Here is a 20,599-nt window from a genome sequence, read left to right as displayed (position 1 = left end):
GGGCCTGCGCCGAGCCCCGCGCCCGCCGTTCGCCCGGCCGCCGCGCACGACCCTGACGCTGCGCCTGCTCGGTGCGACCCTCGCCGTCCTGGCGAGCCTGGCCGGCGCCCCCGGCGCCGCGTTCGCGGAGGATGCCGTGCCCGAGTCGACGCCGACCCCGACCCCGGTCGCGGCGCCGACAGGCGCCCCGGTGATCACGAGCCCGTCCACCGGAGTCTTCGTGGGCAGCTCCGCGACGAGCCTGTCCGGCACTCGCAACGCCGACCAGGAGGTGCAGGTCCTCGACCCGGCCGGCGGGGATCCCCTGTGCATCGTCCCTGCCGACGGCGGCACCGAGTGGGGCTGCACCGGCGTCCCCCTGCCCAACGGCCCGTCCATCGCCCTCCGCGTCGTGGTCGGCGGCGCCCCGGACCTGTCGGACGAGATCACGGTGGCCGTGCTCGGGGAACCCACGGTCTCCGGCGGGTCCCGCGGACAGGACTCCTCGAACGGCATGGTGCGCGGAACCGGCTACCCCGGGGCATCCGTCACCGCCCGGCTCGCCGGTGGCCCGCAGTGCGTATCCACCGTCGACGCCGCCGGCGACTGGGTCTGCCTGTTCGCGGGGCCCCTGGCGGGAGGGGACCGGCAGGTGGCCGCCAGCCAGTCCACCGACTTCAGTTCCCCGTCCTCGTCGAACGCGAGCACGCCGGTCGCCGTCTTCTTCGATTTTGACGCTCCCGGCGCCCCGCGGATCGGCACGCCGTCCAGCGGCGCGCAGGTGCCGCTCGGCGGCAGCCGCTACTCGGGCACCGGGGAAACGGGCGCCCGAGTCACCGTCTTCGCCGGCGCGTACTCGGTCTGCAGCGCCACCGTCGAAGCGGGCGCCTGGCGCTGCTCCGGCGGCGGGGTCGCCGCCGGCTCCTACCCGGTTACGGCGGTCCAGCAGGATGCCGCGGGCAACGTCGGCCCCGGCAGCGCCCCGATCACGGTCACCTACGGGGAACGCCCGGCCTCGAACCCCAAGCCGTCCGCCGGCGCCCACACCGACGCCCCGCTCGCCCCCGCGGCACCGGTCCCCCCGCCGGCCGCCGAAGAGGCGTCGCCGCCGCCCGCCACGCCCGGCGAGGCCGATGGTTTCGGCACGGCGATCGGCGGCTCGCGGGGAGACTGGGACGAAGCCACCAGGTTCACCAGCGCCGTGGCCCCTCCTGGGTCCGCCGGACCGTCCCCCTGGCTGCAGGCCGCGCTCTGGGCGCTCGGGGCGCTGCTGCTCGTCGCCCTGCCCGCACGCCTCCTGGCCGGAACGATTTCTCGCGCCCGGAACGGTCGTCCGCTCTGGCAGCGGATGCCGCTGACCGGGCGCAACCGGGCGGCGGAGGAATTCGAGGTGGCTCCGTCCGTTCGCCTGAACCGGCGGCTCGTCGGCGGTGCCGCCCTGCTCGCCGCGGCGACGCTCATCATGCTGTCCGGCCCGGTGACCGACCGGCCGGCGTACCTGCGACTGCTGCTGGCGGTCATCATCGGCCTCGTCATCGTGAACGCGGCGGGAACGCTCGTGCCGCTCTTGTGGAGCCGCCGGGTGCTGCACACCCCGGCATCGGCCACCTTCCTGCCGCGCTACCTGCTCCTGGTCGGCGTGGCCGCCCTCGCCTCGCGGGTCTTCGGGATCGAACCCGCCCTCGTCTTCGGTCTCCTCGGCAGCGTCGCGGTCGCCGACGGCGCCCCCGCGCATCGACGCGGACAGCTGGCCGCGGTGCGAGCGAGCAGCCTGATCCTTCTCGCCGTCGTCGCCTGGCTGCTCCTCGGGGTACTGCCGGCCGCATCCGGGTTCCTCGGCGCGCTCGTCGCCGAGACGACCAATGCCGTGGTGCTCGCCGCGATCGGATCGGTGGTCCTCGTGCTGGTTCCGCTCGGCAGGACGAGCGGGCGCAGCATCCTGGCCTGGTCACCGCCGATCTGGGCGGGCCTGACCATCCTGGCCAACACGTTCTTCTTCTCGGTCCTCTCCCCCGTGGTCGCCAACTGGTACAGCGACGGCACGGTGACGCTGCTCTGGGTCGCCGTGGGGGCGTTCGCCGCGCTCAGCGTCGGCGCGTGGGCCTGGCAGCGCTACGTGCTGCCCGCGCTCCGCTGACCCGCCGGGCCGCTAAGGTCGGAACGTGCGCCTGGGAGTCCTCGACGTCGGTTCCAATACCGTCCATCTGCTCGTTGTCGACGCCCGCGCCGGAGCGCCCCCCGTGCCGATGGCGTCGGAGAAGGCCGTGCTGCGCCTGATGCGCTACCTCACCCCCGAGGGCGCGATCACCGACGAGGGCGTCACCGCCGTGCTCTCCGCCGTGCGGAACGCCGCCGAGGTCGCCCGCACCCACGGCATCGACGAACTGCTTCCCTTTGCGACCTCGGCGCTCCGCGAGGCCACCAACGGGCCCGAGCTGCTCGCCCTGGTCGAGCGGGAGACCGGGGTCGCGCTGCAGGTCCTGTCGGGCGAGGACGAAGCCCGACTGACCTTCCTCGCTGTGCGGCGGTGGTACGGCTGGTCGGCCAGGGAAATCCTGCTCTTCGACATCGGCGGCGGTTCGCTGGAGATCGCCTCCGGCGCCGACGAGTACCCGCGGTCCGCGGCCTCCCTCCCCCTCGGTGCCGGGCGCTCCACCATCGCGTTCCTGCACAACGACCCGCCGCTCCCGGACCAGGTGAAGGCGCTGCGCGAGCATGCCGCCACCGTGCTCGCGGATGCCGTCGCGGACTTCGCCGGACGCCCCACACCCCACCACGTGGTGGGTTCGTCGAAGACGATCCGCTCCCTCGCGCGGCTGGCCGGCACGGTGTCGGGGTCGGGCGCCGGCGAACGGATGCTGCTGACCCGGTCGCAGCTCGCCAACTGGGTGCCGCGACTGGCGCGCATCCCGGCCGAGGCCCGGCCGGCGCTTCCCGGCATCACGGCCGACCGCACCTTCCAGATCGTGGCCGGCGGCATCGTGCTCGGCGCGGCCATGGCGGCGTTCGGTGTGGACGAGCTCGAGGTGTCGCCCTGGGCGCTGCGCGAGGGGATCATCCTGCGCTACCTCGACCGCCTCGGCTGAGGCGCCGCACCGGCCTGCGCGCTGGCGCCGCGGCCACACCCAGCCCGGAGCCGGCTTGTCTGTGCCCCCGCTGGGACTCGAACCCAGACTGTGACGATTTTAAGTCGTCTGCCTCTGCCGATTGGGCTACGGGGGCGCGTTCGAGTGATCTCGGACGTCTCAAGCGTAGGGGGTGCACGCGGACAAGGTGCCCGGTACGCAGAAGGGCCGGCGCTACCCGCGCCGACCCTTCGCGTGACCCTGCCTCTCGGCGGGCCATGGCCCTATTTCGCGGAGACGACCGCGGCCTCGCGCTTCTCCGGGGCGGACGCCGGGGCGGCATCCGTCTTCGGAGCGGCCTTGGCGGCCGTCTTGCGCGGCGCGCGGGGAGCCTTGGCTTCCACCGCGGGCGCTGCGGGTGCTGCGGGCGCCGCCGCTGCCGGCGCCTTCGGGCGAGCGGCATACTCTTCGAACACGGCGCGCGGGTCCTGCGCGGCGCTCAGCGAGACGATGTCGCGGCCGAGGAAGAAGTTGTTGACCCAGCCCCAGACGACGCGAATCTTGCGCTCCCAGCTCGGCATCGCCAGGCCGTGGTAGCCGCGGTGGGCGAACCAGGCCGGCAGGCCCTTGATGGCGAGGTTGCCCGACTGGAACACGCCATAGCCGAGGCCGAGGCCGGCGACGGCGCCCATGTTCTTGTGCACGTATTCCTTGGTGCCTTCGCCGCGGATCGTGGCGACGAGGTTCTTCGCCAGCAGCTTGCCCTGGCGCACGGCGTGCTGGGCGTTGGGCACGCAGAACCCGCCGACTCCCCCGCCGCTGAGGTCGGGGACCGCGCTGACGTCTCCGGCGCCCCAGGCGCCCTCGATGATCTCGTCCTCGGTGCCGACGCGGAGGTCGGTGCGAACCTGCAGGCGGCCGCGCTCCTCGATCGGAAGGTCGGTGTGGCGCACGATGGCCGGGTTCGCCATGACGCCGGCGGTCCAGACGATCAGGTCGGTTTCGAAGCTCTCGCCGGTGGACAGCTCGATCTTACCGTCGACGGCGGAGGTGAGCTGGGTGTCGAGGTGGATTTCCGCGCCGCGCTGGGAAAGGTTCTTGATGACCCAGTGACTGGTCTCCAGGGAGACCTCGGGCATGATCCGGCCCATCGCCTCGATCAGGTGGAAGTGCGTGTCCTCGAAGGCGATCTGCGGGTACGACTTGAGCAGCGCGCTGGCGAACGAACGCAGCTCGGCGAAGACCTCGATGCCGGCGAAACCGCCGCCGATCACGACGAAGGTGAGCAGGCGGTCGCGCTCGGGTCCGGCGGGCAGCTGCGCGGCCTTGTCGAAGTTGGTGAGCACGCGGTCGCGGATCGCGACGGCCTCTTCGATCGTCTTCAGGCCGATGGCCTGGTCGGCGACACCCGGGATCGGGAAGGTGCGCGACACGGCGCCGGCGGTCACGACGACGTGGTCGTACTCGAACTCCCACGGCTCACCGACCGACGGGGTGATGGTCGCGGACTTCGTCGCGTGGTTCACGTTGGTGACCTTGGCCGTGATGACCGTCGTCTTCTTGAGGTGACGGCGGTGCGCGACGACGGAGTGGCGCGGCTCGATCGAACCGGCCGCGACCTCGGGGAGGAACGGCTGGTACGTCATGTAGGGAAGCGGGTCGACGACGGTGACCTCTGCCTCGCCGGCACGCAGCCATTTCTCAAGCTTCCATGCGGTGTAAAAACCGGCGTAGCCGCCACCGACGATGAGAATTCTGGGCACGATGAGAAGGCCTCCTACATGATCCTGGATGTGCGAAATGTTACGACTTACGCCGCATCCGCCTGATATGCCGAGTGGCCCCTGTGCCGAACAGCGTTACTAGGATACCAAACCCCAGGAGCACGGCGAGCGGGATGCTGACATAGGTCAGCGTGTGCCGGCTCGGCAGCCACACGGCGGCCTTGTTCCACGGGGGCAGCGCGGGATCCTGGCGCGGTTCGATCGGCGCCACGGCGGTCGGCGTCGGCGTCGGTGTGGGCTTGGTGTCGGCGCGCCGGTGCAGGTGGATCCAGTCCTTGAGCAGTGCGGCAGGGGCCGGGCCTGCCGCGGCGGGCACGTTGGCCGTGACGGCGGCGGCGGCGTTGATGAGCCCGTTGCCGTAGATCGGGCTGGGCACGGCGTGGCCGCTGGGATCGGCCGTCGCGATGATCCGGTTCATCACGCCGGCCGCGTCGAGCTTCGGGTACGCGGAGCGCACGAGCGCGACCAGGCCGGAGACGATGGGCGCTGCCGCGCTCGTGCCGCTCCACTGCACGTACTCGCCACCCGGCACCGCCCCGACCAGATCCTCGCTGGGCGCTGCCACCGAGATCGTGATGCCCTGGGAGGAGGCGTCGAAGCTGGCGGTCTTGTTGCGGTTCACGCCGGCGACCGTGAGCACGCCGGGGATCGTCGCGGGCGCGCCGACCTCGGTCGTGCCGCTGCCGCGGTTGCCCGCGGCTGCCACGACCACGACGTCGTGCTCGAAGGCGTACAGGAACGCCGAGTCCCAGCTCTCCGGCCAGTCGAGGGTGTTGCGGGTCAGCGACATGTTGATCACCGAGGCGCCGTTGTCGACGGCCCAGCGGATGCCCTCGGCGATCTGGTCATCGTTGCTGACCGTGGCGCCGCTCGAGCCGAAAGCGAGCGAGACGCTCAGGATCGACGCCTCCGGGGCGACGCCGATGATGCCCGCGTCCGTGCCGGTCCCCCGGCCCGCGAGCAGCGACGCGACGAGGGTGCCGTGTTCGCTGCCCTCGCCGACGGGGGTCTGCCCGTTCGGCGTGCCCAGGCCGGAGACATCCGTGCCGCCCACGACCGCGCCGGCCAGGTCAGCCACGCTGCCGGCGACGCCGGTGTCGATGACGGCGACCTTCACGCCTGCGCCCTTGCTCGTGGCCCAGGCCTGGGTGAAGCCGTAGTCGTTCAGCCAGTACTGCAGGTCGCGAACCTGGTCGGCACGCGCGGGCGTCGCGTCGACGAGCACCGGGCCGAGTCCCAGCGCGGCGACGGCGACGCCAACGGCGACGCCGGCGCCCAGTCGGCGCCAGGCGGCCTTCACGCGTCTGCCGAGCCCTGGGCGCTGTAGTCGAGGCATTCGCACACGCTGGGCGTCCAGGCCGAGCGGGCGAGGGCGAGGTCGCCGATCGGGTTCACGCCGGGCCCCGCGGCCAGCGAGTGCGCCACCAGGGCGTGCAGGCACTTGACCCGGGTGGGCATGCCGCCGGAGGAGATCCCGGCGATCTCCGGAACGGTCCCGAGGGATTCGCGGTCGGCGAGGAAGCTCTCGTGCGCCGCCTGGTAGCGGGCGCGGATCTCCTCGTCCTCGGCGAGCAGCTCGTTGTACTCGTTCATCACCTGGGTGGCCTCGAGGAACGAGACGGCCGCCGTCGCGGCCGGGTGGCACAGGTAGTACAGGGTGGGGAACGGCGTTCCGTCGGCGAGCCGGGGCGCGGTGGCGACCACGGTCGGGGCGCCGCAGACGCAGCGCGCGGCGATGCCGACGACGTCCCGGGCCGGGCGGCCCAGTTGCGCGGTGACGATCGCGATGTCTTCGGCCGTCACCGGTTCGAAGGGGGGTCTGGTCATTTCGATGCCTCCTCCGGCGCCAGGCCGGCGGTCATGACCGAGGCGAAGACGGAGGTGAGCCAGTCGACGTCGGTGGACTGGATGTCGGTGCTGACCGGCGCGTCGCCGCCCTGGCCGGTCACCGGGAGTTTGAGGTCGTTGATCACGAGGAAGCTGACGTCGCCCGGCAGCACGTAGGACAGCCGGTCACGGGCCTGGGTGGTGATGTAGGTGCGGTCGTTCCAGCGCTCCCGTTCCGTCTTCAGGTGGTCGACGGTGTCCTGCTGGTCGCTGACGGCCGCCTTCAGCCGGTCGATGTCCTGGCGCTGCTCCGCGTACGTGCGGAGGCTCGGGGCGAGCACGACGACGGCGAGCACGAGGATCCCCATCATCACGAAGGAGAACCCCGAATTGCGCAGGCCCCGGATCCAGCCGCCCACGGGTGTGTCCGTCGTGCCGGCAGGGGGCTGCCGCGGGGTACGAGTCCTGTCCACGGGCCACTCCTTTCGCTGGACGAGCAAACAAACCTAAGACGGCAAGCCGAAAAACAACGGGGCTCTCGAAGCGCCGGGCTGACCCGCGCATCGAGAGCCCCGGGCGAAACTAGGCGCTGAAGCGCGGGAATGCCGAGCGACCCGCGTACACGGCGGCCTCGCCCAGCTCTTCTTCGATCCTCAGCAACTGATTGTACTTAGCCACTCGCTCGCTCCGGGCAGGCGCTCCGGTCTTGATCTGGCCGGCGTCGGTCGCGACGGCGAGGTCGGCGATCGTGGTGTCTTCGGTCTCGCCGGAACGGTGGGACAGGATCGCCGTGTAGCCGGCGCGCTGGGCCAGGGCCACGGCATCCAGCGTCTCGGTGAGCGTGCCGATCTGGTTGACCTTGACCAGGATCGAGTTCGCCGCCTTCTCCTTGAGGCCACGGGCCAGGCGGACCGGGTTGGTGACGAAGAGGTCGTCGCCGACGATCTGGACCTTGTCGCCGAGTTCGGCGGTGAGGTGCACCCAGCCGTCCCAGTCCTCTTCCTCGAGCGGGTCTTCGATCGAGACGAGCGGGTAGGCCCGGACGAGTTCGGCGTAGTAGCCGACGAGCTCCTGGGCCGTGAGCTTCTTGCCCTCGAAGTGGTACGCGCCGTCCTTGAAGAACTCGGTTGCCGCGCAGTCGAGGGCCAGGGCGATGTCCTTGCCGGGCGTGTAGCCGGCGTTGCTGATCGCTTCGACGATGAGGTCGAGGGCCGCGCGGTTGCTCGGCAGGTTCGGGGCGAAGCCGCCCTCGTCGCCGAGGCCGGTGGAGAGGCCCTTCGACTTCAGCAGCGCCTTGAGCGCGTGGTAGGTCTCGACGCCCCAGCGGAGGGCCTCGCTGAAGGACTCGGCGCCGATCGGGACGATCATGAATTCCTGGATGTCGACATCGTTGTCGGCGTGCGAGCCGCCGTTGATGATGTTCATCAGGGGAACCGGGAGGGTGTGCGCGTTCGGGCCGCCGAGGTAGCGGAAGAGCGGCAGCCCGCTCGAGCTGGCGGCCGCCTTGGCGACGGCCAGGCTGACGCCGAGGATGGCGTTGGCGCCGAGGCGCTCCTTGTTCTCGGTGCCGTCCATCTGGGTGAGCACGGCATCGATGATCCGCTGGTCGCTGGCGTCGAGGTCCTCGATCGCCGGGCCGAGCTCGTCGATGACGGCGTCGACGGCCTGCAGCACGCCCTTGCCCTGGTAACGCTTGGGGTCTTCGTCGCGGAGCTCGTACGCCTCGAAGGCGCCGGTGGATGCGCCGGACGGAACGGCGGCGCGGCTGATCGTGCCGTCTTCCAGGTACACCTCGACCTCGATGGTCGGGTTTCCTCGGGAATCGAGGATCTCGCGTGCGTCTACTGCCTCAATGAGTGCCACAACTATCTCCTGTGCTTGGGGTGTGGGGGCGTGAGGAAAACCTCGGGGGAATCCCTGAACAGTCTAGTGAGTGCGCTCTAGGCGAGGGCTTTGAAGTCGAGCGATGACGCGTCGACGCTCTCCGCGGTGACGAACGCGAACCGGCTGTAGCCGGCCTCGCCCGCCCGGTCGAGCAGCGCCTTGAGGTTCTTCGTGCGCCGCTCGAGGCGGACGCGCAGGCCGCCGGCCACGAGGGCGGCCTTGAGGGCGACCAGCCGCGCCGGGTCGGCGTCCTTCTCGTGCACGAGCACGACCGCGTTGGCGGCGGATGCCTCGTCCGGGCCGAGCAGGTCGACGATGCGTTCGAAGCCGATCGAGAAGCCGCAGGCGGGGACATCCGTGCCGAGGAAGCGGCCGATCATGCCGTCGTAGCGGCCGCCGCCGCCGAGCGAATAACCTCGCGTGGGGTGGGCGATCTCGAAGATCGTGCCGGTGTAGTAGCCCATCCCGCGCACGAGGGTCGGGTCGAAGTCGAGCCGGACGCCCGGGAGTGCGGCGCGGAGGGCGAGCAGATCGGCGTAGGCGGCGGTGTCGAGCCAGGCCGGCGCGGCGGCGTCGGCGTCGGCGAGGTCCCAGCCGGCGTCGCCGATGGCGTGCAGGGTCTCGGCGATGCCGTCGGTGTCGAGGCCGAGGCCGGCGAGTTCGGCGACGACGCCGTCGACCCCGATCTTGTCCAGCTTGTCGATCGTGATCAGGGCGCGCTCGTGGCGTTCTGCCGGGACGCCCCAGTGCGCGAGCAGGGTGGTGAGGATGCGGCGGTCGTTGATCCGGACCCGGCAACCGGTGAGGCCGAGCGCGTCGAGCGCCGCTGCGGTGGCCGTGATCAGCTCGATCTCCGCCAGCGGGCCGGCCTCGCCGATGATGTCGATGTCGCACTGCACGAACTGGCGGTAGCGGCCCTTCTGCGGGCGCTCGGCGCGCCAGACCGGGGCGATCTGGATGGCCCGGAAGACGGCGGGCAGCTCGGCCCGGTGGGTCGCGTAGAAGCGGGCCAGCGGCACGGTGAGGTCGAAGCGGAGGCCGAGGTCGGCCAGGCCGAGCAGGTCGCCGGATTCGGCGGCGGCCGCGGCATCCGCCGGGCCCAGGCCCCGCTTCATCACGGCGAAGGCGAGCTTCTCGTTGTCGCCGCCCAGTCCGGAGTGCAGCAGGGCGGCATCCTCCATCACCGGGGTCTCGATCTCGTCGAAGCCGTGCGCGGCGAAGCTCTTCCGAATCACGCCCAGCGCGTGCTCGCGGGCGGCCTTCTCCCGGGGGAGGAAATCGCGCATGCCGCGCGGCGGGGTAACGGAAGAAGCCATACCCCCGATTCTGTCATTCGTTCCCTCCCCGCGAAAACGCACTCGTGCGCGATATGAACGCGTTCTAGCGCGCACAACTGCGGTTTCGCGGGGGCCGGAGGGGTTAGAGCGCGCCGCCCGCCGCTCCGGGGGCGTCCGCTTCGACGGCCGCGGAGCCGACGGTCTCACGGGCGATGTAGTTCTCGATGTCGAAGAGGTTGTCGCCGGCGCGCTGCGCGATGGTCAACAGCGTCGACATCGAGGCGATCTCCTCGACCTGCTCCTTGAGGAACCAGAGCATGGCCTGCTCACCGAGCGCGTCGCCGTCGGCCCGGGCCGCCCGGAACAGGGCCTCGATCTGGCTCGTGACCTGCTTCTCCTGGGCCAGGGCGAGGGCGATCGGCTCGACCGCGTTGGCGAACGTGTTGCGCACGGCCGGGATGCCGGGGATCTCGACGCCGAGGTCGCGGTCCAGGCGGTACTGCACGAGCATCATGGCGTGGTTGCGTTCCTCGATCGCCTGGCGGTAGAAGTGCGCGGCCAGCTGGGGCAGGTCCTCATTGTCGAACCACACCGCGATCGCGATGTACTGCTGCGAGGCGGCAAACTCGTTGCCGATCTGGGTGGACAGGAGTTCGTTGAAGGAAATGTCGCTCATGGTTCGACGGTACCGGCCCCCGGCATCCCGCGCTACCGCGCGACCTCCCCCTAGACTTCGGGCACAGCCGCAGGGGGCAACGATGGAGCACGCACACTTGGGGCACAACGCACCGCAGGGAATCATGGTCACCGGGGTGAGCCGTTCGTTCGGCAGCGTGCACGCCGTGCGGGACGCCACCCTGACCGTGCCACCGGGCTCGGTGACCGCCCTGATCGGCCCGAACGGCGCCGGCAAGACGACGCTGCTGCTCATGCTCGCCAGCCTGCTCGCCCCGGACGCCGGGACCATCACGATCGCCGGCCACGACCCGGTGGCGGACCCGCAGGCCGTGCGCGCCGCGATGGGCTGGATGCCCGACGTGCTCGGCTCCTGGCCGAGCCTGAGCGTCCGCGCCTCGCTGGAGGTGACCGGGCGGATGTACCGGATGAGCCGTCCCGCCGCCGAGGCCCGGGCGAACGAACTGATCGGCCTGACCGGCCTCGAGGCCCTCGCCGACCGGCCCTCCCGCGTGCTCAGCCGCGGGCAGAAACAGCGGCTGAGCCTGGCCCGCGCCCTCGTGCACTCCCCCTCCGTGCTGCTGCTCGACGAACCCGCATCCGGCCTCGACCCGGCCGCCCGGGTGGCCCTTCGCGAACTCGTGCGCCGCCTCGCCGGCGAGGGAACGGCGATCCTCGTCTCCAGCCACGTCCTCGCCGAACTCGACGAGATGGCGGATGCCGCGGTGTACCTCGCCGACGGCGTCACGGCCAGCGCCGAGCGGATCGCCGAGGCGGGAGCGAGCGCCAGGTCCTGGCGGATCCGTGCGCTCGACCCGGACTCGCTGGGCGACGCCCTCCGCGCCTCCGGCGTCGCCGCACGGACGGACCACCTCGGCACGCTCGTGCAGGTCGCCAGCGAGGCCGCCGCCGCCGAGCTCCTCGCCGGGCTCGTCGGGGCCGGCGTGCGGGTGACCGCCTTCGGCCCGGCCGTGGGCGATCTCGAACACACCTTCCTCGACCTCAACCGACCGGCAGTCCAGGACGGGGCATCCGCATGAGCCGCACATTCAGCCCGGCCGACGGCTCCGCGCCGAGCCCCGCCGTCGACGGCCCGGCCGGCCGCCCTGGCGCCGGCCGCAGTCGAGTCCGCGACCTCCTCGCCGGGCTCTGGCTCATCGTCACGCTCGAGCTGCGCCAGCGCGTGCGCGGGGTCGCCTGGTACGTGCTGCTCGGCATCTTCGTGCTGCTCGTCGCGGCGGTCACCGTGCTCCTCTGGCTCTCCAGCTCGGCCTGGGAGACCGGCGGCGGCGCGGTCTTCTCGGCCGTCATCTTCTTCGTGCTGCTGCTCGGCACGCTCGTCTCGCCCGCGCTCAGCGGCAACGCCATCAACGGCGACCGGGACATCGGCACGCTCGCTACCACCCAGGTCACCCTGATCAGCACGGGCCAGCTCGTAATCGGCAAGTTCGTCGCGGCCTGGATCACGGCGCTGGCCTTCCTCGCCGCCGCGGTGCCCTTCCTGCTCTTCGCCGTCACCCTCGGCGAGGTCTCGTTCGCCACCGTCGCCGTCTCCGTGCTCGTGCTCGGCGCCGAGCTCGGGGTCATCGCTGCCGTCGGCGTCGGGCTGTCCGGCATCGTCACCCGCCCCCTGTTCTCGATCGTCGTCACCTACCTCATCGTGGCGGCGCTGAGCGTCGGCACGCCCATCGCGTTCGCCCTGCTCGGCACGGCCACGAAGTCCGAGCAGACCCTGGCACCGCGGGCCGGATGCCCCGACCCGACCACGACGATGGAGGTGCCCCGCTTCGACTACTACTGGTGGGTGCTCGCCGCGAACCCGTACGTGGTCGTGGCGGATGCCTCCCCCGGTGTCTTCGACGTCTCCGGAAACCCGCAGGACCTGTTCGGCTGGATCGCCGTCGGGGTGCGCCAGGCCCAGGTGGCGCCCGAACTGCAGAAAGAGTCCGAGTACTGCGACTCGACGGGCGCCTACTTCGGTACGCAGCAGCCGACGCCACGCGAGGCCTACGACAACGCTGTGCCGTCCTGGTTCGTGGGGCTCGGCATCCACCTGGCACTCGGCGCCGGGGCGCTCTTCTGGGCCTGGCGCCGCACGGGCACCCCCGCGCGCCGCCTCCCGACGGGCCGCCGGGTGGCCTGACCGGCCGTTCTTCCCCGCGAAAGCGCAGTTGTGCTCGTTATGCGGGCGTCATTTCGAGCACAACTGCGTTTTCGCGGGAGTTGAAGGCGGGATCGAGGCTAGCCGGCGGTCGGGAAGCCGATGATGCCTGCGTCGGCGGAGTCAGCGTCGGGCTGGGCGAGCTCAGCCTCTGCGGCGCGGATCTCGTCCTGCAGGTCGCGGAGCGCGCTGCGGAGCGCCCGCTCGGAGTCCAGCCCCTGGGCCTTGGCCGCGGAGACGATGGCGAGCAGGATCGGGCCGAGTTCGTCCTCGCTCGAGATCGGCAGCAGGGCCGGGGCATCCGCTTCGAGCAGGCCGAACTTCTGCGCGCGGCCGAGCACCTTGTCCGCCAGGGCGAGCGCGGGCATACCCTGCGGGATCCCGTCGAGCACGCTCGTGCGGTGCGGCTTCTCCGCGGCCTTGAAGTCGTCCCAGGCGGCCACGACGTCGTCGGCCGTGTCGAGCACGAGGTCACCGAAGACATGCGGATGCCGCCCGACCATTTTCGCGGTCATCTGCGCGGCGACATCCTGGATGTCGAAGTCCTCGCCGCTGGTGTGCGCGGCGATGTCGGCGTGGAAGATCACCTGGTAGAGCACGTCGCCGAGCTCCTCGATCATCTCCTCACGGCTGCCGGCCTCGATCGCGTCGATGAGTTCGTGGCTCTCCTCGACGAGGTACTGCACGAGGGATTCGTGGGTCTGGTCGGCGTCCCACGGGCAGCCGTTCGGGGCCCGCAGCCTCGCGACCGTCTCGATCAGGATGTCGAGCTGGCTCGGCTCGGCCGGCACTGGCTGCGCTGTCTGGCTGGTGTCCTGGGCGGTCATGGGGTGCTCCTGGTCCTGGTGTCGGGCTTCGGGTCGGCGGCCGGGTCGGCGGCCTTGTCGGCGGCCTTCTTGTCGGCATCCCGAGCGGATGCCGCGGCCGCCTGAACGGGGAAGATCGTGGCCAGCAGGTTGCCGGTCCACTCGATCAGCGCGGAGTCTTCGAGCGGTTCCTCGACGCCCATCCCGACGCTGACCCGGGGCATCGGCACGGTGAGCGAACCGTTCTGGGTGAAGTAGCGCGAGCCGGGGTACATCCGTTGCAGCCGCACCTGGATCGAGTCGGGCAGCTCGGCCGGGGCGACCCGCAGGTTCGAACCCATAGCCACGACCTCGCTGAGCCCGATCTGCTGGGCCAGCCAGCGCAGCCGGGACACGGCGATGAGGTTCTGCACGGGCAGCGGCGGTTCGCCGTACCGGTCGGTGAGCTCCTCCAGCACGAGGTCGATCTGGTCCTTCGCCGCCGTCGGCGAGCTGGCCGTCGAGAGCTTCTGGTACGCCTCGAGGCGCAGCCGCTCGCTGTCGACGTAGTCCTCGGGGATGTGCGCGTCGACGGGCAGTTCGAGCCGCAGCTCGGTCTGCCCCTCGGCGACATCGCCGCGGAATGTGCTCACGGCCTCGCCGATCATCCGCAGGTACAGGTCGAAGCCCACGCCGGCGATGTGCCCGGCCTGTTCGCCGCCGAGCAGGTTGCCCGCGCCGCGGATCTCGAGGTCCTTCAGCGCCACCTGCATGCCGGCGCCGAGTTCGTTGTTCGCCGCGATCGTCGACAGCCGATCATGCGCGATCTCGGTGAGCGGCTTGTTCTCGTCGTAGAGGAAGTAGGCGTAGGCCCGCTCCCGGCCGCGGCCGACCCGCCCGCGCAGCTGGTGCAGCTGGCTGAGGCCGAACTTGTCGGCGCGGTCGATGATGATCGTGTTCGCGTTGGCGATATCGAGGCCGGTCTCGATGATGGTCGTCGAGACGAGCACGTCGAACTTACGCTCCCAGAAGTCCACGACGACCTGTTCGAGCTGGGCCTCCGGGAGCTGGCCGTGGGCGACCGCGACCCGCGCCTCCGGCACGAGTTCGGAGATCTTCGCGGCGATCCGGTTGATGCTCGACACCCGGTTGTGCACGACGAAGATCTGGCCCTCGCGGAGCAGCTCCCGGCGGATGGCCGCGGCGACCTGGCGCTCGGAGTACGGGCCGACGAAGGTGAGGATGGGGTGCCGGTCCTCGGGCGGAGTCGCCAGCGTCGACATCTCCCGGATGCCGGTGACCGCCATCTCGAGCGTGCGCGGGATCGGCGTGGCGCTCATCGCGAGGATGTCCACGTTCGTCTTGAGCTTCTTCAGGGCGTCCTTGTGCTCCACCCCGAAGCGCTGCTCCTCGTCGATGATCACGAGGCCGAGGTCCTTGAACACGATCGACTCGGAGAGCAGCCGGTGCGTGCCGATCACGAGGTCGACCGTGCCGTCGAGCATCCCGGCGATGGTCTCCTTCGATTCCTTCTCGGTCTGGAACCGCGACAGGGCGCGGAGGTGGATCGGGAAGCCGGCGAAACGTTCCTGGAAGGTCTCCATGTGCTGGCGCACGAGGAGGGTCGTCGGCACGAGCATCGCGACCTGTTTGCCGTCCTGGATGGCCTTGAACGCGGCCCGCACGGCCACCTCGGTCTTGCCGAAGCCGACGTCTCCGGAGAGCAGGCGGTCCATCGGGATCGGCCGTTCCATGTCGGCCTTGACCTCGTCGATGGTGGTGAGCTGGTCGGGCGTCTCGGCGAAGGGGAACGACTCCTCGAGCTCGCGCTGCCAGGGAGTGTCCGGCCCGAAGGCGTGACCCTTGCTGGCCATCCGTGCCGAGTAGAGCTTGACGAGTTCGACGGCGATGTCGCGCACCGCGCGGCGGGCCTTGGTTTTGGCGGCCGACCAGTCGCTGCCGCCCATCTTGCTCAGCGCCGGCGCCTCGCCGCCGACATAGCGGGTGACCAGGTCGAGCTGGTCGGTGGGCACGAACAGCTTGTCGCCCGGGTGTCCGCGCTTGGACGGCGCGTACTCGAGCACGAGGTATTCGCGCTTGGTCTTCACCGGGTTGCGGCCGCCGCTGGACACCTCGCGTTGGGTGAGCTCGACGAACCGGCCGATGCCGTGGGTCTGGTGCACGACGTGGTCGCCGGCCTTGAGCTGCAGCGGGTCGACGACGTTCTTCCGCCGGCTGGCGAGCTTCTTGACCTGGCGGGCGTCGTAGCCGACGGTGCGGCCGTAGAACTCCGACTCGCTGACCAGGGTGAGCTTCGTCTCCGGGATTTCGAAACCGTGGTCGACGGATGCCTTGAGCAGGTAGGCGATGCCGGGCTCCGGGTCCGCGGGGAACTCGGTGACGATCCGGGCGGGAAGTTCGTGTTCGGCCAGCACGTCGGCGGCGCGTTCGACCAGCCCGGCACCCTGGGCGACGACGGCGACGGTCCAGCCGGCCTTCAGCCGCTCGGCCAGGTGGCCGACGGCGCCCTCGACGTTGCCCTGGAAACTCGGCACGGCCGTGGCATCGAGCCGCACGGTGAGCAGGTCGTCGATCTCGCGGTGTTCCGGCAGAACGGTGTCGTCGGTGGGGGCGGCCTGGAAGGAGCTCATCGTCCACCAGGCGTGGCCGGATGCCGGGGCGCCGGGGGCGGTGAACTTCACCGAGTCCCGCAGGGCGCCGAGGGTGAGGAAGTCGCCCGATTCGAGGTCGATCGGCGCTTCGGCGCCCGCGGTGGCCGCGCTCCAGGCGGCGCCGAGGAACTCACGGTTGGTTTCGGCGAGGCTGATCGCCCGCGACGCGACGAGTTCGGGCGAGATCACCGCGACCGCCGAGTCCTGCGGCAGGTAGTGCGTCACCGGCACGAGGCGGTCGACGAGGGCGGGGGCGAGGCTTTCCATCCCCTCGACCGGGATGCCCTCCGCGAGTTTAGCGAGCATGCCGGCCAGGCTCGGGAACTCGTGCTGCATCTCCCTGGCACGCTGGCGCACCGCGGGGCTGAGCAGCATTTCGCGGCTCGGCGGGAGGCTGACCGAGTCGATCGGTTCGGGCAGGGAGCGCTGGTCGGCGACCGAGAACGCGCGGATCTGCTCGACCTCGTCGCCGAAGAACTCGATCCGGTACGGATGCGCCGCCACCGGCGGGAACACGTCGAGGATGCCGCCGCGCACAGCGAACTCGCCCCGGCGGGTGACCATGTCGACCCGGGCGTAGGCGACGTCGACGAGCTGGCGCGTGATCGCCGCGAGGTCGTGGCCCCGGCCGCCGGCGTCGAGGCGGATCGGCTCGTAGTCCGTGAGATTGTCGGCCACCGGCTGCAGCGCGGCGCGCACGGAGGCGACCACGATGAGCGGGCGGCGGGCGGACGGCTCGGTTTCCTGCCACTGGCGCATCCGTCGCAGGGCGTGCAGGCGGTTGCCGACGATCTCGGCGCTCGGGCTGAGCCGTTCGTGCGGGAGCGTCTCCCAGGCCGGGAAGTCGAGGATCTCGGCGTCGACGGCGAAGCATCCGAGGTTCTCGCGCAGCGCCTCCGACTCGCGGCCGGTGGCCGTGATGACGAACAGGGCCTCGGCGCGGCCCTGGCGGGCGCGTTCGGCCATGAGAGCGGCGAGCAGCGGGGCCCGGAGGCCCTCGGTGAGGGAGAAATCGACATCCCTGGCCGCGAATGCGAGAGCCGTTTCAAACGTGGAGGCGCGCGAAAGCGCAGAAATCAAGCCCGATAGGATCACCAGCCAAGTCTACCGGCGCCGCTTGGGAGCCTGCCGGACGCGCCCGCGCCGACGCCGCCCCCGCACCTGCTCCCGCCGAACTGTGAGTTCGGCACCTTCCCGGGCCCCACGAAGGTGCCAAACTCACAGTTCGGCGACGTTTCGGCGGGGACAGGGGTCGGGGCGTCAGGCGGTGTGGAACTTGAGCTGGGCGGCGACGAGGCCGTCGGCGGCGATGAGTTCGACCGCGTCGGCGGCATCCGCCAGCAGGTTGGGCAGAGTGGCGCGCTCGGTGGACGAGAAGTCCTTGAGCACGAAGTCGGCCGAGGGCTGCCGGCCGGGGGGACGTCCGATGCCGACCCGCACCCGGATGAAGTCGTTGGTGCCGGTGGCGGCGATGATGTCGCGCAGGCCGTTGTGGCCGCCGTGACCGCCGCCGAGCTTGAGCTTCACGGTGTCGTACGGGATGTCGAGGTCGTCGTGCACAACGATCAGCCGCGACGGCTCGAGCGAGTAGAAGCGCAGCAGCGCCGCGACCGGGCCGCCGGACACGTTCATGAACGTGTTCGGCTTGGCCAGGACGAGCTTGGGGCCGCCCGGGAAGCTGCGGCCCTCGGCGACGGCCGAGTTTGTGCGGTGGCTCTTGAAGTTCGCCGCCATGCGGTCGGCGAGCTCGGCCAGGACCATCTGTCCGACGTTGTGCCTGTTGCCGGCGTAGCCGGGCCCGGGGTTACCGAGCCCGACTACGAGCCAGAGATTCGCGTCCAGGGAATTCCTCCGCCTTCGGCGAATCCAGTCGAGGATTATTCGGCGGACTCGGTGGACTCGGTGGACTCGGTCGCCTCGGTCGCGGCCTCGGCGGCTGCGGCATCCGCTGCCTCGATGCCCTCGTCGGTGCCGCGCGGGGTGTGCACGTAGATGACGAGCATCTCGGGGTCGGACACGAGCGTGGCGCCCTTGGGCAGCTCGATGTCCTTGGCGTGGATCTGGGCGCCCTCTTCGAGGCCCTCGATCGAGACGACGATGTTCTGCGGGATGTGCGTGGCCTCGACCTCGAGGAGGAGGGTCTTGGCGTCGAAGTCCGCGATGGTGCCGGGGAACGACTCACCCTCTACGTGCACGGGCACGTCAACCTGGACCTTTTCGCCCTTGCGGACGACGATCAGGTCGAGGTGCTCGATGATCTGGCGAACCGGGTCCTTCTGCACGTCCTTGACCAGGGTCAGCTGGCTCGTGCCGTTGATGTCCAGCTCGAGGATGGCGTTGGACCGGCGGAGGATCAGCGCGATGTGGTGCGCGGGAAGGGACACGTGTACCGGGGTGGTCCCGTGGCCGTAGATGACGGCGGGGATCTTGCCGAGGACCCGCAGCTTGCGGGCAGCGCCCTTGCCGAAGCTTTCGCGCAGCTCGGCTACGACCTTATTGTCGGTGGTGGATTCTTTCGCCATGGTGTTACTCCTTGCGGACCGCTACAGCCCAGATTGTGTGTGTACTGGTTCAACTCGAACGCTTGTTCGCGTGAGGAAAGGCCGTAGGTCTCGTCCGCCGCGTCGATTACGGATGCCGCCTGGCCGGTTGCCCGGACGTGCGAAATCCCTCGCCGAAGTTCAGCTATCGAGTGTAGCAGTGTGCGGGGCCGGCCGCCGCCGTGTAACGGCAGGTCACGCCGCCGAAGCAGTCAGTAGGCTTGACGGGTCCCCCAACACCAGCCCAGGAGACCTCATGTCTGAAACTTCAACTGCAAACATCGGCGTCGTCGGACTGGCGGTGATGGGCTCGAACCTGGCCCGCAACCTCGCCAGCCGGGAGGGAAACACCGTCGCGGTGTACAATCGCTCCCCCGAACGCACCCGCCTGCTGACCGGGGAGCACCCCGAGGCCGGCTTCGTGGCATCCGAGACGATTGAAGACTTCGTCGCCTCGCTGCAGAAGCCGCGCACGGCGATCATCATGGTCCAGGCCGGCCGGGGCACGGATGCCGTGATCAGCCAGCTGACCGAGCTGTTCGAGCCGGGCGACATCATCGTCGACGGCGGCAACGCCGACTTCCACGACACCATCCGCCGGGAGAAGGCCGTCAGCGCCACCGGCGTGAACTTCGTCGGCGCCGGCATCTCCGGCGGCGAAGAGGGCGCCCTCAAGGGCCCGAGCATCATGCCCGGCGGCTCCGTCGAGGCGTACAAGACCCTCGGCCCGATCCTCGAGTCGATCGCGGCCGTCGTCGACGGCGTGCCCTGCGTGACCCACGTGGGCACGGACGGCGCCGGCCACTTCGTCAAGATGATCCACAACGGCATCGAGTACGCGGACATGCAGCTCATCGCCGAGGCCTACGACCTGCTCCGCAAGGTGGGCGGGCACTCCCCAGCAGCCATCGCCGACGTGTTCACCGAGTGGAACTCGGGCGACCTCGAGAGCTACCTGATCGAGATCACCGCCGAGGTGCTCCGCCAGGTCGACGCGAAGACCGGCAAGCCATTCGTCGACATCGTGCTCGACGAGGCCGGCTCGAAGGGCACCGGCGTCTGGACCGTGCAGAACGCGCTCGACCTCGGCGTGCCGGTCGGCGGCATCGCCGAGGCCGTCTTCGCCCGCGCCGTGTCAAGCCACCCGGAACAGCGGGTCCCGTTCCGCGCCCGGATCGACGCCCGCCCGGAGATCGCCGTCGTCGGCCACACCTTCCAGGACGACGTGCGCCAGGCGCTCTACGCCTCCAAGGTCGTCGCCTACGCGCAGGGCTTCGACGCGATCATCGCCGGCGCCGAGAAGTACGGCTGGAACGTCGACAAGGGCGCCATCGCCACGATCTGGCGCGGCGGCTGCATCATCCGCGCCCAGTTCCTCAACCGCATCGTGGATGCCTACGCGAACGACCCGTCGATTCCGACGCTGCTCGTCGACCCGTACTTCGCCAAGGCCGTCGCCGATGGTGAGGCCGCGTGGCGCCGGGTCGTCTCGACGGCCGCGCTGTCGGGCATCCCGGTTCCCGGGTTCGCCTCGGCGCTGAGCTACTTCGACTCGCTCGCCAGCGAGCGTCTGCCGGCCGCCCTCGTGCAGGGCCAGCGGGACTTCTTCGGCGCGCACACCTACAAGCGCGTCGACCTGCCGGGCACGTTCCACACGCTCTGGTCGGGCGACCGCAGCGAGGTCGAGTCCGCGGGTTCCTCGCACTAGCGTCCCGCTTGGCCGGTGCTCCAGCAGCCGCCTGTTCCGAATTCGACGGAGATTCTGCCCGAATTGCCCGCTTTCCAGCCCGGAGAGCCGTTTCGGTCGCGAATCTCCGTCGTTTTCGTTCAGAGGAGCGCGGGCGCGTCAGCGAGCGCGGGCGCGTCAGCGAGCGCGGGGCGGGGCAGCGGGCTCGCGCCGGGTCAGCGGGGTCGGGCGGCCAGGGCGAGGCGGATGCCGCGGCCGGCCAG

At 70.7% G+C, this 20,599-nt stretch carries 16 protein-coding genes and 1 tRNA gene; 5 read left to right on the top strand and 12 right to left on the bottom strand.

Features of this window, described 5'->3' with window-relative positions:
* The coding region (locus tag E3O23_RS18135) for a hypothetical protein (protein ID WP_166790470.1) at positions 1-2,116 on the top strand (2,116 nt) is incomplete at its 5' end.
* 25 nt (positions 2,117-2,141) lie between these two features.
* Positions 2,142-3,065, top strand: coding sequence for a Ppx/GppA family phosphatase (locus E3O23_RS09325; protein ID WP_134490366.1), 924 nt, complete (start codon positions 2,142-2,144; stop codon positions 3,063-3,065).
* 62 nt (positions 3,066-3,127) lie between these two features.
* Here E3O23_RS09325 and E3O23_RS09320 read toward each other — a convergent pair.
* The 8 genes from E3O23_RS09320 to E3O23_RS09285 all read right to left on the bottom strand — a co-directional run bounded on the left by E3O23_RS09320 (position 3,128) and on the right by E3O23_RS09285 (position 10,492).
* Positions 3,128-3,201, bottom strand: a tRNA-Leu gene (locus E3O23_RS09320).
* 127 nt (positions 3,202-3,328) lie between these two features.
* Entirely contained in the window at positions 3,329-4,807 is a 1,479-nt protein-coding gene (locus E3O23_RS09315; protein WP_134490364.1) for an NAD(P)/FAD-dependent oxidoreductase, read from the bottom strand.
* A 40-nt stretch (positions 4,808-4,847) separates the two neighbouring features.
* Complete coding sequence (locus E3O23_RS09310; RefSeq protein WP_134490362.1) at positions 4,848-6,164, bottom strand: S8 family peptidase; 1,317 nt, start codon at positions 6,162-6,164, stop codon at positions 4,848-4,850.
* On the bottom strand, positions 6,125-6,655 hold the full coding sequence (locus E3O23_RS09305) for a DUF501 domain-containing protein (RefSeq protein WP_134490360.1): 531 nt from the start codon (positions 6,653-6,655) through the stop codon (positions 6,125-6,127). The genes E3O23_RS09310 and E3O23_RS09305 overlap by 40 nt, the downstream gene beginning before the upstream one ends.
* On the bottom strand, positions 6,652-7,128 hold the full coding sequence (locus E3O23_RS09300; RefSeq protein ID WP_198415170.1) for an FtsB family cell division protein: 477 nt from the start codon (positions 7,126-7,128) through the stop codon (positions 6,652-6,654). The genes E3O23_RS09305 and E3O23_RS09300 overlap by 4 nt, the downstream gene beginning before the upstream one ends.
* Before the next feature lie 109 nt (positions 7,129-7,237).
* Positions 7,238-8,518, bottom strand: a complete 1,281-nt coding sequence (eno, locus tag E3O23_RS09295) for a phosphopyruvate hydratase (RefSeq protein WP_134490358.1) — start codon at positions 8,516-8,518, stop codon at positions 7,238-7,240.
* 77 nt (positions 8,519-8,595) lie between these two features.
* Complete coding sequence (hisS, locus tag E3O23_RS09290; protein ID WP_134490356.1) at positions 8,596-9,855, bottom strand: histidine--tRNA ligase; 1,260 nt, start codon at positions 9,853-9,855, stop codon at positions 8,596-8,598.
* Positions 9,856-9,958: 103 nt separating this feature from the next.
* Entirely contained in the window at positions 9,959-10,492 is a 534-nt protein-coding gene (locus E3O23_RS09285) for a ferritin (protein ID WP_134490354.1), read from the bottom strand.
* A gap of 82 nt (positions 10,493-10,574) precedes the next feature.
* Here E3O23_RS09285 and E3O23_RS09280 point away from each other — a divergent pair, with 82 nt between their 5' ends.
* The gene (locus tag E3O23_RS09280) at positions 10,575-11,531 is read left to right on the top strand and encodes an ABC transporter ATP-binding protein (protein WP_241983409.1); all 957 of its coding nucleotides are present in this window, start codon (positions 10,575-10,577) and stop codon (positions 11,529-11,531) included.
* Positions 11,528-12,634 carry an ABC transporter permease gene (locus E3O23_RS09275; RefSeq protein ID WP_241983408.1) on the top strand — a complete coding sequence of 369 codons (1,107 nt, stop codon included), beginning with the start codon at positions 11,528-11,530 and terminating at the stop codon, positions 12,632-12,634. The genes E3O23_RS09280 and E3O23_RS09275 overlap by 4 nt, the downstream gene beginning before the upstream one ends.
* Before the next feature lie 98 nt (positions 12,635-12,732).
* Here the strand turns inward: E3O23_RS09275 and E3O23_RS09270 are convergent, their stop codons facing one another.
* The 4 genes from E3O23_RS09270 to E3O23_RS09255 form a co-directional block, all read right to left on the bottom strand.
* The gene (locus tag E3O23_RS09270; protein WP_134490352.1) at positions 12,733-13,479 is read right to left on the bottom strand and encodes a nucleoside triphosphate pyrophosphohydrolase; all 747 of its coding nucleotides are present in this window, start codon (positions 13,477-13,479) and stop codon (positions 12,733-12,735) included.
* Entirely contained in the window at positions 13,476-17,204 is a 3,729-nt protein-coding gene (gene mfd, locus E3O23_RS09265) for a transcription-repair coupling factor (protein WP_134490350.1), read from the bottom strand. The genes E3O23_RS09270 and mfd overlap by 4 nt, the downstream gene beginning before the upstream one ends.
* A 165-nt stretch (positions 17,205-17,369) precedes the next feature.
* A complete protein-coding gene (gene pth / locus E3O23_RS09260; protein ID WP_134490348.1) occupies positions 17,370-17,951 on the bottom strand; it encodes an aminoacyl-tRNA hydrolase in 582 nt (193 codons plus the stop codon).
* Between the two features lie 35 nt (positions 17,952-17,986).
* Entirely contained in the window at positions 17,987-18,631 is a 645-nt protein-coding gene (locus E3O23_RS09255) for a 50S ribosomal protein L25/general stress protein Ctc (protein WP_134490346.1), read from the bottom strand.
* A 274-nt stretch (positions 18,632-18,905) separates the two neighbouring features.
* Between E3O23_RS09255 and gndA the strand changes: the two genes are divergently transcribed.
* Positions 18,906-20,357 (top strand): NADP-dependent phosphogluconate dehydrogenase, encoded by a 1,452-nt coding sequence (gndA, locus tag E3O23_RS09250; RefSeq protein WP_134490344.1) that lies wholly within the window; start codon positions 18,906-18,908, stop codon positions 20,355-20,357.
* Positions 20,358-20,599 lie beyond the last annotated feature (242 nt).

The organism is Cryobacterium tagatosivorans, assembly GCF_004402215.1.
GTDB classification, from domain to species: Bacteria; Actinomycetota; Actinomycetes; order Actinomycetales; family Microbacteriaceae; genus Cryobacterium; species Cryobacterium tagatosivorans.
The sequence above is the reverse complement of the archived record's forward strand: the minus strand, read 5'-3'. Positions and strand labels throughout refer to the sequence as shown.

Excerpts from the sequence above, each read along its gene's own strand:
- gndA (WP_134490344.1), top strand. The coding sequence starts at position 18,906 with ATGTCTGAAACTTCAACTGCAAACATCGGCGTCGTCGGACTGGCGGTG.
- E3O23_RS09285 (WP_134490354.1), bottom strand. The coding sequence starts at position 10,492 with ATGAGCGACATTTCCTTCAACGAACTCCTGTCCACCCAGATCGGCAAC.
- E3O23_RS09305 (WP_134490360.1), bottom strand. The coding sequence starts at position 6,655 with ATGACCAGACCCCCCTTCGAACCGGTGACGGCCGAAGACATCGCGATC.
- E3O23_RS09270 (WP_134490352.1), bottom strand. The coding sequence starts at position 13,479 with ATGACCGCCCAGGACACCAGCCAGACAGCGCAGCCAGTGCCGGCCGAG.
- E3O23_RS09275 (WP_241983408.1), top strand. The coding sequence starts at position 11,528 with ATGAGCCGCACATTCAGCCCGGCCGACGGCTCCGCGCCGAGCCCCGCC.
- hisS (WP_134490356.1), bottom strand. The coding sequence starts at position 9,855 with ATGGCTTCTTCCGTTACCCCGCCGCGCGGCATGCGCGATTTCCTCCCC.
- E3O23_RS09310 (WP_134490362.1), bottom strand. The coding sequence starts at position 6,164 with ATGCCTCGACTACAGCGCCCAGGGCTCGGCAGACGCGTGAAGGCCGCC.
- E3O23_RS09255 (WP_134490346.1), bottom strand. The coding sequence starts at position 18,631 with ATGGCGAAAGAATCCACCACCGACAATAAGGTCGTAGCCGAGCTGCGC.
- E3O23_RS09280 (WP_241983409.1), top strand. The coding sequence starts at position 10,575 with ATGGAGCACGCACACTTGGGGCACAACGCACCGCAGGGAATCATGGTC.